Annotated in this window: 15 protein-coding genes; 9 read left to right on the forward strand and 6 right to left on the reverse strand. The window is 69.5% G+C overall.

The genetic code is table 11. The features are described 5' to 3' along the window. The first annotated feature begins 413 nt into the window (after nucleotides 1-413). The 5 genes from trxB (at nucleotide 414) to TX83_RS04240 (ending at nucleotide 5,050) form a co-directional block, all read left to right on the forward strand. Nucleotides 414-1,367: a thioredoxin-disulfide reductase gene (gene trxB, locus TX83_RS04220; RefSeq protein WP_064746687.1), complete on the forward strand. Its 954-nt coding sequence runs from the start codon at nucleotides 414-416 to the stop codon at nucleotides 1,365-1,367. An 89-nt stretch (nucleotides 1,368-1,456) separates the two neighbouring features. After that, nucleotides 1,457-2,644 carry a GNAT family N-acetyltransferase gene (locus TX83_RS04225; RefSeq protein WP_064746688.1) on the forward strand — a complete coding sequence of 396 codons (1,188 nt, stop codon included), beginning with the start codon at nucleotides 1,457-1,459 and terminating at the stop codon, nucleotides 2,642-2,644. Continuing rightward, nucleotides 2,641-3,405 carry a leucyl/phenylalanyl-tRNA--protein transferase gene (aat, locus tag TX83_RS04230; RefSeq protein ID WP_064746689.1) on the forward strand — a complete coding sequence of 255 codons (765 nt, stop codon included), beginning with the start codon at nucleotides 2,641-2,643 and terminating at the stop codon, nucleotides 3,403-3,405. The genes TX83_RS04225 and aat overlap by 4 nt, the downstream gene beginning before the upstream one ends. Before the next feature lie 150 nt (nucleotides 3,406-3,555). After that, nucleotides 3,556-3,774, forward strand: a complete 219-nt coding sequence (gene infA, locus TX83_RS04235) for a translation initiation factor IF-1 (RefSeq protein ID WP_031372296.1) — start codon at nucleotides 3,556-3,558, stop codon at nucleotides 3,772-3,774. Between the two features lie 919 nt (nucleotides 3,775-4,693). Then, the gene (locus tag TX83_RS04240) at nucleotides 4,694-5,050 is read left to right on the forward strand and encodes a hypothetical protein (protein WP_064746690.1); all 357 of its coding nucleotides are present in this window, start codon (nucleotides 4,694-4,696) and stop codon (nucleotides 5,048-5,050) included. 152 nt (nucleotides 5,051-5,202) lie between these two features. Here TX83_RS04240 and TX83_RS04245 read toward each other — a convergent pair whose 3' ends face one another. The 5 genes from TX83_RS04245 to clpS form a co-directional block, all read right to left on the reverse strand. Beyond that, nucleotides 5,203-5,409, reverse strand: a complete 207-nt coding sequence (locus TX83_RS04245; protein WP_064746691.1) for a hypothetical protein — start codon at nucleotides 5,407-5,409, stop codon at nucleotides 5,203-5,205. 53 nt (nucleotides 5,410-5,462) lie between these two features. Further along, nucleotides 5,463-5,660 (reverse strand): hypothetical protein, encoded by a 198-nt coding sequence (locus tag TX83_RS04250; RefSeq protein ID WP_064746692.1) that lies wholly within the window; start codon nucleotides 5,658-5,660, stop codon nucleotides 5,463-5,465. A gap of 103 nt (nucleotides 5,661-5,763) precedes the next feature. Continuing rightward, nucleotides 5,764-5,958, reverse strand: a complete 195-nt coding sequence (locus TX83_RS04255) for a hypothetical protein (protein ID WP_141233344.1) — start codon at nucleotides 5,956-5,958, stop codon at nucleotides 5,764-5,766. A 304-nt stretch (nucleotides 5,959-6,262) separates the two neighbouring features. Continuing rightward, nucleotides 6,263-8,545 (reverse strand): ATP-dependent Clp protease ATP-binding subunit ClpA, encoded by a 2,283-nt coding sequence (gene clpA, locus TX83_RS04260; RefSeq protein WP_064746694.1) that lies wholly within the window; start codon nucleotides 8,543-8,545, stop codon nucleotides 6,263-6,265. Between the two features lie 91 nt (nucleotides 8,546-8,636). Further along, entirely contained in the window at nucleotides 8,637-8,957 is a 321-nt protein-coding gene (gene clpS / locus TX83_RS04265) for an ATP-dependent Clp protease adapter ClpS (RefSeq protein ID WP_064746695.1), read from the reverse strand. 182 nt (nucleotides 8,958-9,139) lie between these two features. Between clpS and TX83_RS04270 the strand changes: the two genes are divergently transcribed. The 4 genes from TX83_RS04270 to hflD are packed head-to-tail and all read left to right on the forward strand — an operon-like array spanning nucleotide 9,140 to nucleotide 11,883. After that, nucleotides 9,140-9,625 carry a YbjN domain-containing protein gene (locus TX83_RS04270; RefSeq protein WP_425606105.1) on the forward strand — a complete coding sequence of 162 codons (486 nt, stop codon included), beginning with the start codon at nucleotides 9,140-9,142 and terminating at the stop codon, nucleotides 9,623-9,625. A 1-nt stretch (nucleotide 9,626) separates the two neighbouring features. Then, entirely contained in the window at nucleotides 9,627-10,133 is a 507-nt protein-coding gene (locus tag TX83_RS04275; RefSeq protein ID WP_064746697.1) for an NUDIX hydrolase, read from the forward strand. A 5-nt stretch (nucleotides 10,134-10,138) separates the two neighbouring features. Continuing rightward, nucleotides 10,139-11,275, forward strand: a complete 1,137-nt coding sequence (gene mnmA / locus TX83_RS04280; RefSeq protein ID WP_064746698.1) for a tRNA 2-thiouridine(34) synthase MnmA — start codon at nucleotides 10,139-10,141, stop codon at nucleotides 11,273-11,275. Further along, the gene (hflD, locus tag TX83_RS04285) at nucleotides 11,275-11,883 is read left to right on the forward strand and encodes a high frequency lysogenization protein HflD (RefSeq protein WP_064746699.1); all 609 of its coding nucleotides are present in this window, start codon (nucleotides 11,275-11,277) and stop codon (nucleotides 11,881-11,883) included. Before mnmA ends, hflD begins: the two co-directional genes overlap by 1 nt. A gap of 296 nt (nucleotides 11,884-12,179) precedes the next feature. On the opposite strand, the gene TX83_RS23755 is transcribed toward hflD, so the two are convergent. Beyond that, on the reverse strand, nucleotides 12,180-12,314 hold the full coding sequence (locus TX83_RS23755) for a hypothetical protein (protein WP_261370011.1): 135 nt from the start codon (nucleotides 12,312-12,314) through the stop codon (nucleotides 12,180-12,182). Nucleotides 12,315-12,350 lie beyond the last annotated feature (36 nt).

Raw genomic sequence — 12,350 nt, forward strand, 5'->3', positions numbered from 1 at the left:
ACGCCGATACGCATTGCAGTCTCCAGTGCGGCCCAGAAAAAACGCCGCATGCGCGGCGCCCCAAGCCCTGTTGTAGTTAGTTCGAGCGATGTGTGGTGGGTGGTGCGCTAAAACACGGTATTGCCGATCGCGGTGGCCGATCGCGGAAGCTCACGGGGAGCGGCCCGGCCGGTCCGGTGCGTCGATGCTGCGTCCGTGCGGCGTCTGGATACACCGGCTGCCGGCGGCGCGTTATCCGGCATCGGGCGGTTCGCGCGGATCGCAACGATGCGTCCGCGCGGCACGCCTTGTTTTGCCGTGACCGCGCCTCCAAGCTATGCCCTGCCCCGGAATCTTCAACACGCCGGCGTATGGCCGGAGGGCGAAGATTCTTTTTGCGCAGAGCGCGCTCCCAACTGCCCGCGATTATATACATGACCCCTTCGAAGCACTCCCGCGTCGTCATCCTCGGTTCCGGCCCGGCCGGCTGGACCGCCGCCGTGTACGCCGCTCGCGCGAACCTGAAGCCGCTGGTGATCACGGGCCTGCAGATGGGCGGTCAGCTGATGACCACCACCGAGGTCGACAACTGGCCCGGCGACGCGCACGGCCTGATGGGCCCGGACCTGATGGCGCGCATGCAGGCGCACGCCGAACGCTTCGACACCGAAGTCGTGTTCGACCACATCCACACCGCCGACCTGTCCAAGCGCCCGTTCCGGCTCAAGGGCGACAACGGCGACTACACCGCCGACGCGCTGATCCTGGCCACCGGCGCCACCGCCAAGTACCTCGGCCTGCCGTCGGAAGAGGAATACAAGGGCCGCGGCGTGTCGGCCTGCGCCACCTGCGACGGCTTCTTCTACAAAGACCAGGACGTGGCGGTGATCGGCGGCGGCAACACCGCGGTCGAGGAAGCGCTGTATCTGTCGAACATCGCGCGCAAGGTCTATCTGGTGCATCGCCGCGACACCCTGCGCGCGGAAAAGATCATGCAGGACAAACTGCAGGCCAAGATCCAGGCCGGCAAGATCGAGCCGGTGTGGCACCACACCGTCGACGAAGTGCTCGGCAACGACGCCGGCGTGACCGGGGTGCGGGTCAAGTCGGTGCAGGACGGCTCGACCCGCGAGCTGGCGGTCCACGGCCTGTTCGTCGCCATCGGCCACACCCCGAACACCTCGCTGTTCGACGGCCAGCTGGACATGAAGAACGGCTACCTGGTGATCAAGACCGGCCTCGACGGCAGCGCCACCCAGACCTCGGTCGAAGGCGTATTCGCCGCCGGCGACGTCGCCGACCAGGTCTATCGCCAGGCGATCACCTCGGCCGGCTTCGGCTGCATGGCCGCGCTCGACGCCGAGAAGTTCCTCGACAAGGACGCCTGAGCGATGGGCGGGATCGACGGCGTCGGCGACGCGGCCGCTCCCGCCTTGCCCGGCCCGCGCTTGCTCGTGTCCGTCGCGACGCCGCCGCGATGAGCGCCGGCGACGCGGTCACGGCGCGGTTGCTCGACTCGCTGGCGACGATCGCGCCGGCGCAATGGGACGGCCTGCACGACGGCCGCAACCCCTTCCTCGCCCACGCCTTCCTGCACGGCCTGGAACGGCACGGCTGCCTGCGCCCGGACTGGGGCTGGACGCCGCACCATCTGACCTTGTGGCGCGACGAGGAATTGATCGCGGCGGCGCCCGCCTACCTGAAACAGAACTCGCACGGCGAGTTCGTGTTCGACCACGCCTGGGCCCAGGCTTACGCCCAACACGGGCTGGACTACTTCCCGAAGTGGCTCGCGGCGGTGCCCTACTCGCCGGTCACCGGTCCGCGCCTGCTGGCCCGCAACGACGGCGACCGCCGCCTGCTGCTGCAGGCGCTGGCACAGCTGTGCGAACGCCAGGGGCTGTCCTCGGTGCACGTCAACTTCCATCGCGACGACGAGGACGCCTGCTTCGACGGCGACTGGCTGCAGCGCATCGACGTGCAGTACCACTGGCGCAACGAACCCGACGCGCAAGGCCGGCGCTGGCGCGACTTCGACGGTTTTCTCGCCGCGCTCGACCACAAGCACCGCAAGAACATCCGCCAGGAGCGGGCCAAGGTCGCCCGCGCCGGGGTGACGTACCGGGTCGTCGACGGCGACAGCGCCAGCGACGACGATCTGGCGACGATGCACGGTTTCTATCGCAATACCTTCGCCGAGTACGGCAACCATCCGGCGTTGAGCCTGGATTTCCTGCGCCATCTGGCACGCGAAATGCCGCAGGCGCTGGTGCTGTTCCTCGCCCGGCGCGACGGCGCCGCGATCGCCGGCGCCTGGTGCCTGCGCGGCGGCGACACTTTGTACGGGCGCTACTGGGGCGCGGACCTGGCCCTGCCCGGCCTGCATTTCGAGACCTGCTACTACCAGGGCATCGACTACTGCCTGCGCGAAGGCCTGAGCCGGTTCGAACCCGGCGCCCAGGGCGAGCACAAGATCGCCCGCGGCTTCCTGCCCGCCGAAGTGCGCAGCCGGCACTGGCTGGCCCATCCGGGTTTCGGCCGCGCCCTGCGCGAGTGGTGCCGCGACGAGGCCGCCTCGGTGCGCCGCTACGCCGCGACCCTGGCCGCGCATTCGCCGTTCAAGCAGGCCGAAGCGTCGGCCGCCGCGGTGGAGCCGGCGCCGTGAAACGCCTGCCGGCCCTGCTCTCGCCCGATCCACTGGCGCCGTTCCCTCCGGCCGAATGCGCCCTGGACGAGCCCGACGGCCTGCTCGCGGTCGGCGGCGACCTGAGCCCGGAACGGCTGCTCAATGCCTACCGCCACGGCATCTTCCCCTGGCCCAGCGAGGGCTATCCGCTGCTGTGGTGGTGCCCGGACCCGCGCACCGTGTTCCGCACCGACGGCGTGCGCCTGGGCGGCAAGTTCCGCCGCAGCCTGCGCCGCTGCGACTGGATCGTACGCGCCGACACCGCCTTCGCCGAGGTGATCGCGGCCTGCGCGCGGGCGCCGCGGCGCGGCCAGGGCGGGACCTGGATCACGCCCGAAATGGAGGCCGCCTATCTGCGCCTGCACCGGCTCGGCCACGCCCATTCGGTCGAGGTCTATGCCGGCGACGCCCTGGTCGGCGGCATCTACGGGGTCGCGATCGGGCGCATGTTCTTCGGCGAAAGCATGTTCAGCGCATGCAGCGGCGGCTCCAAAGTCGCCCTCGCCGCCCTGGCCCGGCGCCTGCACGAATGGGGCTGGCCGCTGCTCGACGGCCAGGTCGAGAACCCGCATCTGCTCGGCCTGGGCGCCGAATCGATGCCGCGGCCGCGGTTCCTGGCCCAGGTCGCCGCGTTGTGCGCGATCGCCGAGCCGCCCGGTTCCTGGGCCGAGCGCTTCGGCGATTGGCCGGCGTCGCGCCTGGCCGACCCAGCGTCCGCCGGCCCCATCGCCGAGGCCTGAGCGCAGCGGCCTCCGCCCGCCGACGCGGTCGCGACGGGCGCTGCGATTAACGCATTTTTGCTCTCGCGGCTCCGGCGTGGCAGAATGCGCGGCTTCGCGGGCGCTCGGCGCCCACCCTTCGCGACTGCAGCGATTCCTTTCGGGAAACACATGGCAAAAGACGACGTGATCGAATTCGAGGGCACGGTGGCGGAAACCCTTCCGAACACCATGTTCCGCGTGCGTCTCGAAAACGGGCACGAGATCATCGCCCATATCTCGGGTCGCATGCGCAAGAACTACATCCGCATCCTGACCGGCGACAAGGTCAAGGTCGAGATGACCCCTTACGACCTGACCAAGGGTCGCATCACCTACCGCATGAAGTAATTGCGGTAAGTTATTGAAAAAGGCGGCCGTTGGCCGCCTTTTTCGTGCCCGCCCGATGGCTAGCGGCGCAATGGCCGCTGATCGGCGCCGCCGCATGCGGTCGCGACTTGCGCCCCTCGCGGCGCGCTTCGCCCCGGCAGGAGCGGCGCAAGCCGGGCGTGGAACGAGCGGCGGCCGCACCGACGCCGCAGACCGAAGCAACCCGCGCCGGGGCGGCAGCGGGCGGCGCAGCGGTGCCGGCGCGCGCAGCGCCTGGAAGCCCGCTCCACCAGCCTCGGCCCCGACCGCTCTCGGCGCACCGTGTCGAACGCAGCCTTCGGCAGCGATCCCTTGCCTTAATCGCTGCGGCGTTCGCGGCCTGGCGCCGCAGGACATCCCGCGGGACGCCGCTCCCGGCCGCGGCACCGCCATGAAGCCGGCGGCGCGCCCGAACAAGCGGCACGCCGCGGACGATGCACGGCCGAACTTACACCGCGCATTCGGCGGAACGACACTGCGCGCCCGACGCCCGCACGCCCATCGCGCACCGCAATCGACGACACCGCAATGCGACGCCGACAGCGACTCATCGCATGTCGCCGCGCCGCAGTAAACATCGCGCCATACATCGCGCGCATGATGCCGGCCGCCGCGCTGGCCCGGCGGCGCGAAGGCGGGTTTCGTCGCTCATTCGCCGCGCTTCGTCGCGACGGCGAGCGCGTCCGCTGCGAACCGATTAAACCGGTACGCCAATCGCTGCAACCGGCCGCGCCGTTGCCGCATCTATGGAAACCGGATGCACGAAGCAGGCGAAACGTTTAGGCCGAAGGTCATGCAGTGACGAAGGTCATAACGACTTTCTCCAGATTTCGCCCGCGTCGTGTCCGATCAAACTTCGCCGCAAGCTCAATACCGAGCCGGCACAACCGAGGATGCCCCCATGTCGCTGTTCCGCAAGATCGCCCTGACCAGCCTGCTCTGCCTGTCCGCCACCGCGGCCAATGCGGCGCAACAGAAGCTCGATGCCTGCATCGATCTCGGCAGCGAATCGCAGGTCGCGCGCGCCGGCGCCCAGTTCGTCGTGGTCAAGCATGCCGAGGATTACTACCGCGTCGGTTTCCGCAACACCTGCGCCGACCTCAGCATCACCAACAAGATGGAGATCTCCAGCGAGCAGCAGGCCAACCGCCTGTGCCCGAGCGGCAGCGTGGTCAAGACCCAGCGCGACACCTGCGCGGTCGGCGCGGTCGACAAGATCGACCAGGAGACCTACGACCGTTACCGCCGCCGTCGCTGATCGGCCGATCGGTTGATCGCAGCGCATGAGGAAAAGGCGGCCGAATGGCCGCCTTTTCCATGTCCGGGGCTCGATGCGCAGCGCGCCGCCCAACCGGGATCAACCGCAACCGCTCGGCGAATCCCGAATCCCCAATCCCGAATCTGCGCCCCTCAGAACGGCGGCGCCGGGCAACCGGCTGCGGCCAGGCACTGGGTCACCCGGTATTCGCAGTAGCCCGGATCGGAACCGACCTCGATGCAGCGGTTGTAGCGCTGCCAGCAGGTGTCGCAGGGATCGGCGGCGACCGCGCTCAGGGCCGCGGCGCTGGAGAACACGAAGGCCGCGACGGCGGCCAGGGTCACACGGCGTAGCTTCATGGCGAATTCCTTCTCTCTCGGTGGCGATGGTGGGCGACGGCCGGCGCCGCGCTTCATTCGAGCGGGCAACCGGCCTGAATCAGGCAGCGGCTGAATTCCGACTCGCATTCCAAAGTGGGATCGAGCATGCATTGCTGATAGGCCGCCCGGCAGACCTGGCACGGCGAAACCGGGATGCGGGTCGCGGCGACCGCCGAAGCGGCGAATGCGAACGCGGCGGCGACGGTCAACGACAACTTGCGAAACGGCATGCGTTGGCTCCTTCCTTGTGAGTCTTGCGATGGCGTCGTCCCGCGCGCGGCGCGGCCGGCGGAACGCCCGTGCGGGCGCGCCGGAGCGGACCGACGGTGGCGTTTACTGCAATGGACAGTTATTGCGGCGCAGGCACAGGTCGAGCCTGGCTTCGCAGTTCTCCAGACCGAGCCGTTGGCAGCGGTCGTAGGTCGCATAGCAGGTCTGGCAGGGGTTCTCGGCGGAAAACGCCGTCGCCGCGCCGCAGGCGAACACGAAGGCGGCGAACGCCGCCCGAGACAGCATGGACACTCTCATGGACCGACTCCCGATCGCAGTGGACGATCCGCCGTGGACCGTCGGTCCGCGTGCTTGCGGACCAGCGGCGACGCTAGCACCGCCCACCCGGCGGATTTACGGCCTACTGCGCATTTGGACAGGTGCCCGGCGCCGATCCGCGCCCTGGCTCACGCAATGGCGGCGCCCGTCGCCGCAGGCCGGCAGGCGCCCGGCGCGCAAACGAGTGCGGCCGCACTGGGCGGCCGCACGGCATGGGAAGGCGGAGCGGGCGCGGCTCCGGACCGGGCGCGCCCGTCCGATCCGGCACGGCCGCCGGCGCGGATCAGACCGACACCGGCAGCAGCCGCTCCGGCTCGGCCTGGGTACGCACGACCAGTTCGTCGTCCTGCACGTCGATGGTGACCCGGCCGCCGTCGACCAGCTTGCCGAACAGCAGTTCGTCGGCGAGCGGCCGCTTGACCTTGTCCTGGATCACCCGCGCCATCGGCCGCGCGCCCATCAGCGGGTCGAAGCCGTGCTGGGCCAGCCAGTCGCGCGCGGTGGGGGTCGCGGTCAGGGTGACGTTCTTCTCGTGCAGCTGGGCTTCCAGCTCGATCAGGAACTTGTCGACCACGCGCAGGATGTGCTCGAAGCCCAGCGCCTGGAACTGCACCACCGCGTCCAGGCGGTTGCGGAACTCGGGGCTGAAGCTCTTGCGGATGGTCTCCATCGCGTCGGTGGAGTGGTCCTGCTTGGTGAAGCCGATCGAACGCCGCGCCGCCTGGGCCGCGCCGGCGTTGGTGGTCATCACCAGCACCACGTTCTTGAAGTTGGCTTCGCGGCCGTTGGTGTCGGTCAGCGTGCCGCGGTCCATGACCTGCAGCAGGATGTTGAAGATGTCCGGATGCGCCTTTTCCACTTCGTCGAGCAGCAGCACGCAGTGCGGCGTCTTGACGATCTTCTCGGTCAGCAGGCCGCCCTGGTCGAAGCCGACGTAGCCCGGAGGCGCGCCGATCAGGCGGCTGACCGAATGCGGCTCCATGTACTCGGACATGTCGAAGCGCACCAGCTCGATGCCGAGCTGCAGCGCCAGCTGCTTGGTGACCTCGGTCTTGCCGACGCCGGTCGGGCCGGCGAACAGGAAGTTGCCGATCGGCTTGTCCGGATTGCCCAGGCCCGAACGCGCCAGCTTGATCGCCGAGGCCAGGGTCTCGATCGCCGGGTCCTGGCCGAAGATCACCATCTTGAGGTTGCGCTCGAGGTTCTTGAGCACGTCCTTGTCGCTGGCCGAGACCTGCTTGGTCGGGATGCGCGCCATCTTGGCCACGATGGTCTCGATCTCTTCGATGTCGATCAGCTGCTTGCGCACGCCGTCCGGCAGCAGCCGCTGGCGCGCGCCGGCCTCGTCGATGACGTCGATGGCCTTGTCCGGCAGCAGGCGGTCGCCGATGTGCTTGACCGACAGGTCGACCGCGGCCTGCAGCGCCTCATCGGCGTAGGTCACGCCGTGGTGCGACTCGTACTTGGGCTTGAGCCCCTGCAGGATCTGGTAGGTCTCGCCGACGGTCGGCTCGACGATGTCGATCTTCTGGAAGCGCCGCGCCAGAGCGCGGTCCTTTTCGAAGATGCCGCGGTATTCCTGGAACGTGGTCGAACCGATGCAGCGCAACTCGCCGGAGGACAGCGCCGGCTTGATCAGGTTGCTGGCGTCCATGGTGCCGCCGCTGGCCGAGCCGGCGCCGATGATGGTGTGGATCTCGTCGACGAACAGGATCGCCTCGGGCTGGCGCTTGAGCTGGGCCAGCACCGCCTTCAGCCGCTTTTCGAAGTCGCCGCGGTACTTGGTGCCGGCGACCAGCGCGCCCAGGTCGAGGGCGAAGATGGTGGCGTTGCGCAGCACGTCCGGCACTTCGCCGTCGACGATGCGCTTGGCCAGGCCTTCGGCGATGGCGGTCTTGCCGACGCCGGCCTCGCCCACGTACAGCGGGTTGTTCTTGCGCCGCCGGCACAGCACCTGGATGGTGCGCTCGACCTCGTCGGCGCGACCGACCAGCGGGTCGATCTTGCCTTCGCGGGCGAGTTGGTTGAGGTTGCTGGCGAACTCGGCCAGGGCGTCGGACTTGCCCTCGCCCTCGCCGCCCTCGGCCGGCTTGGATTCGCTTTCCTCGTGGTGGCCGTGGCTGTCCTCGGCGCTGTGCTTGACGATGCCGTGGGACAGGTAATTGACCACGTCGAGCCGGGCCACGTCCTGCTGGTTGAGGAAGTAGACCGCGTGCGAGTCCTTCTCGCCGAAGATCGCGACCAGCACGTTGGCGCCGGTCACTTCCTTCTTGCCCGAGGACTGGACGTGGTAGACCGCGCGCTGCAGCACCCGCTGGAAGCCCAGGGTCGGCTGGGTATCGCGGTCGACGTCGTCCGGCAGCACCTGGACCGAGGTCGCGATGGCCTGCTCCAGATCGGTGCGCAGGCGGGCGAAGTCGGCGCCGGTGGCTTTGAGCACGGCCTCGGCGGAGGGGTTGTCGAGCAGTGCGAGCAGCAGGTGTTCGACCGTCATGTACTCATGGCGCGCCTCGCGGGCGCGCTTGTAGCACTGGCCGATGCTGTATTCGAGATCCTTGCTGAACATGGGGCGGAGCCTCCAGAACGTATGCACGCTACGTGGGGGCGCTCGCCGGCTTTTCCATGCCCCGCCCCAACGGGACCCTTACAGCCCCCTTTTAGGCCTTTTCCATCGTGCACAGCAAGGGGTGCTGATGCATCCTTGAAAATTCGTTCACTTGTGCAACCTTGGACTCCGCCACCTCGCGCGTGAAGACCCCGCAAACGCCCCGTCCGCGGGTATGGACGTGGAGCATGATCTGGGTCGCCTTCTCGACGTTCATGGGGAAGAACCGCATCAGGACCTCGACCACGAAGTCCATCGGCGTGTAGTCGTCGTTGAGCAGCAGGACGGAGTACAACGGCGGGCGGGCCAGCTCGGGTTTTCCCGGCTCCACCAGCACGCCATGACTGTGTTCGTGTTCGGTCTGTTTAGCCATCGTTCGATTATAGACCGCTGTCGCGTCCGGGCCATGCGCCCGCGCTGCGTCATGGACGCATCCGCGGCCGCATTGCAAAATGCCGTCGTGCCGCCATCTCGGGCGGCAGGCCGGTCGCTGTGCGCCGGCATTGCGACTCAAGGACCCACATGCCCCGCTACGGCCGCTGCCTGCTTACCGCCCTGACGCTGTCCCTGCTGCCGGCCCTGGCCCCGGCCGCGCCCGCGACCGAACCGGCTCGGACCGCCGCCCCGCCGGCGGCGGCCGACCCGCGCATCCGCGAGCAGCTCGACAAGCTGGGCTACAAGTACGAGGTCGACGAGGACGGCGACTACGCGCTGACCTTCGGCCTGGAGGGCGACCGCAGCCAGATGGCCTACGTGCTGTCGCGCACGGAGCGCTACGGCAAGCTGCAGGTGCGCGAGGTCTGGTCGCCGGCCTATCGCACGTCGGCCAAGCAGTTCCCGGCCGACGTCGCCAACCGCCTGCTCGAGGACAGTCAGCTCAGCAAGATGGGCGGCTGGGTCAAGCAGGACTCGGTGGCCGTGTTCGTGGTCAAGCTCGACGCCGCGGCCAGCGGCGAGGATCTCGACGACGCGATCGACTACGTGGTCCGCGCCGCCGACGAGATGGAGGCCGAACTCTCCCCCGGCCAGGACGAATTCTGACGTGAGCTACCGCCAAGGCCGCTTCTGGCAACCCGACGTCACCGTCGCCACGGTCGTGGTCGACGGCGGGCGCCTGCTGATGGTCGAGGAATCGGTCGGCGGCCGGCGGGTGCTCAACCAGCCGGCGGGCCACCTGGAGCCCGACGAAAGCCTGCTCGACGCCGCCCTGCGCGAGACCCTGGAGGAAACCGGCTGGGACGTGCGCCTGACCGCCTTCGTCGGTGCCTACCAGTGGAAAGCACCGTTGCAGGCCGACGGCAGCGGCGGGCGCCATTACCTGCGTTTTGCCTTCGCCGCCGAACCGGTCCGCCACCACCCCGGCCGCGCCCTCGACGAGGGCATCGTGCAGGCGTTGTGGATGAGCCCGGCCGAACTGCAGGCGCGTGCGGACCAACACCGCAGCCCGCTGGTCTGGCGGGTCGCGGCCGATTTCCTCGGCGGACGCCGGCACTCGCTCGACCTGCTGCAGCACCTGGCCTTGCCCGCCGCGGACGACGCAGCGGGCTGATCGTCATGGGCGGGTCGGTACGCACCATCGTAGGCATGTCGGGCGGGGTCGACTCCTCGGTCGCGGCATTGCGCCTGCGCGACGCGGGCGAGGCGGTGGCCGGGTTGTTCATGCAGAACTGGGCCGACGACGGCAGCGGCGACTGCCGCGCCGAAGACGACCGCCGCGACGCGGTGGCGGTGTCCGGCCGGCTCGGCCTGCCGATCCATTTCCGCGATTTCTCCGGCGAGTACTGGGCCGGGGTGTTCGAGCACTTCCTGGCCGAGTACGCGGCCGGGCGCACGCCCAATCCGGACGTGCTGTGCAACCGCGAGATCAAGTTCAAGCACTTCCTCGACGCCGCGCGCGACCTCGGTGCGGAGTTCATCGCCACCGGCCACTACGCCCGGGTCGAAGGCGACGGCGGCCGCTACCGCCTGCTGCGGGCGGTCGACCGCAGCAAGGACCAGAGCTACTTCCTGCACCAGCTCGGCCAGGCCCAGTTGGCCGCGACCCGGTTCCCGCTCGGCGACCTGCTCAAGCGCGACGTGCGCGAGATGGCCCGCGCCGCCGGCCTGCCGACCGCGGCCAAGAAGGACTCCACCGGCATCTGCTTCATCGGCGAACGCGACTTCCGCGAGTTCCTGTCGCGCTACCTGCCCGCGCGCGAGGGCGAGATCCGCAGCCCGGACGGGCGGGTGGTCGGGCGCCATCCGGGGGTGTTCTATTTCACCCTCGGCCAGCGCGAAGGGCTCAACATCGGCGGCGTGCGCGGCTTCGAACCGGCGCCGTGGTACGTCGTCGGCAAGGACGTCGCCGGCAACGTGCTCTACGTCGACCAGGGCAGCGACAGCCCCTGGCTGCGCTCGCAGACCCTGTGGTCGGAAGCCGCGCATTGGATCGACGGATCGCCGCCGTCGCGCCGGTTCGCCTGCACCGCGCAGACCCGCTATCGCCAGCCGGACCAGGCCTGCGAAGTGGAGGTGCTCGACGATGGCCGCCTGCGGGTGCGTTTCGCCGAGCCGCAGCGCGCGGTGACGCCGGGCCAGTCGCTGGTGCTGTACGACGGCGAGGCCTGCCTCGGCGGCGCGGTGATCGCCGCCACCGACGCACCGGCCTGCGGTCCGCCCTCCCCTCATTCGAACCAGGATCAGACCCCGTAATGGCCGATCTCTCCGAACGCGTCCTCGCCCTCGCCGGCCTCGCCCAGGCCCTGGCCCAGGTGCGGCGCATCGCCGACACCGGCCAGGCCAATGCCGCCGTGCTGTCGACCGCGCTGGACTCGGTGTTCCGCATCGACGCGTCCTCGCCGGCAGCGGTCTACGGCGGCGCGGCCAATCTGCGCCCGGGACTGGTGCTGCTGCAGGACTATTTCGTCAATCGCCCCGCCGACGAGCACCTGCCGCGGCTGGCTCTGTCGGTACTGCAACTGGAGCGCCGCTTCGTCCGCGACCGCGCCGTCGCCGACAAGGTGTTGCGCGGCATCCACGCCCAGGCCGGTGACGCCTACCGCCTCGGCAGCAGTCACCCCGACGTGATCGCCGCGCTCGGCGCCCTGTACGCCGAGACCCTGAGCCACCTGCGCCCGCGCGTGCTGGTGCAGGGCAACCCGCATTACCTCGGCCAGACCGGCGTGGTCGCCGAAGTGCGCGCGACCCTGCTCGCCGCGGTGCGCTCGGCAGTGCTGTGGCGCCAGCTCGGCGGCAGCTACTGGGACTTCCTGCTGCGTCGCCGCGCGATGCTCGACGCGATCGAGGCGCGGCTGGACTGAGCGGCGCGGCTTGCCCCGCTGCTGGCGCCGCACCCCCTTTGCAGCCGCGCGCCGGCTTTGTGTAGGAGCGGCGTAGGCCGCGACAATCGCAAAGGTGGACGCAAGCGCGGCCTCCGCAGCCCGGCGGATCGGTTAATTATCGATATCTGCATGCCGTTCCTGTCTTCGAAGCGGTCGCTCGCGCTCGTCGCGGCGGCCGTCGCGGCTTACGCTGCTCCTACCGAGGGGGGCGCTGCAGCGCCGGGACCGTTGCTGCGGCGCCGGGACCCTTTTGGGGCGGATGCGCCCGGCGGCCGTCAGCCTGCGAACGGGCCGCCTGCCCCGCCATGCCCCCAGGCCCACGCCACGGCCACGATCAGGGCCACTGCCAGGGTCCAGCGCATGGCCTGCTCTATCCGGTCGGCGCGGGCCGGTTTGTGCGTCGCTTTCATGTCCCTATCCTTTCGCGGCCAGCAAGGCGCGGCCGC

Source organism: Lysobacter antibioticus HS124, from assembly GCF_000336385.2.
GTDB lineage: Bacteria > Pseudomonadota > Gammaproteobacteria > Xanthomonadales > Xanthomonadaceae > Lysobacter > Lysobacter firmicutimachus.

Bases quoted from the DNA above. Each gene is read 5' to 3' on its own strand.
- trxB (WP_064746687.1), top strand. From the start codon at position 414: ATGACCCCTTCGAAGCACTCCCGCGTCGTCATCCTCGGTTCCGGCCCG.
- TX83_RS04225 (WP_064746688.1), top strand. From the start codon at position 1,457: ATGAGCGCCGGCGACGCGGTCACGGCGCGGTTGCTCGACTCGCTGGCG.
- infA (WP_031372296.1), top strand. From the start codon at position 3,556: ATGGCAAAAGACGACGTGATCGAATTCGAGGGCACGGTGGCGGAAACC.
- TX83_RS04240 (WP_064746690.1), top strand. From the start codon at position 4,694: ATGTCGCTGTTCCGCAAGATCGCCCTGACCAGCCTGCTCTGCCTGTCC.
- TX83_RS04245 (WP_064746691.1), bottom strand. From the start codon at position 5,409: ATGAAGCTACGCCGTGTGACCCTGGCCGCCGTCGCGGCCTTCGTGTTC.
- TX83_RS04250 (WP_064746692.1), bottom strand. From the start codon at position 5,660: ATGCCGTTTCGCAAGTTGTCGTTGACCGTCGCCGCCGCGTTCGCATTC.
- TX83_RS04255 (WP_141233344.1), bottom strand. From the start codon at position 5,958: ATGAGAGTGTCCATGCTGTCTCGGGCGGCGTTCGCCGCCTTCGTGTTC.
- clpA (WP_064746694.1), bottom strand. From the start codon at position 8,545: ATGTTCAGCAAGGATCTCGAATACAGCATCGGCCAGTGCTACAAGCGC.
- clpS (WP_064746695.1), bottom strand. From the start codon at position 8,957: ATGGCTAAACAGACCGAACACGAACACAGTCATGGCGTGCTGGTGGAG.
- mnmA (WP_064746698.1), top strand. From the start codon at position 10,139: ATGGGCGGGTCGGTACGCACCATCGTAGGCATGTCGGGCGGGGTCGAC.
- hflD (WP_064746699.1), top strand. From the start codon at position 11,275: ATGGCCGATCTCTCCGAACGCGTCCTCGCCCTCGCCGGCCTCGCCCAG.
- TX83_RS23755 (WP_261370011.1), bottom strand. From the start codon at position 12,314: ATGAAAGCGACGCACAAACCGGCCCGCGCCGACCGGATAGAGCAGGCC.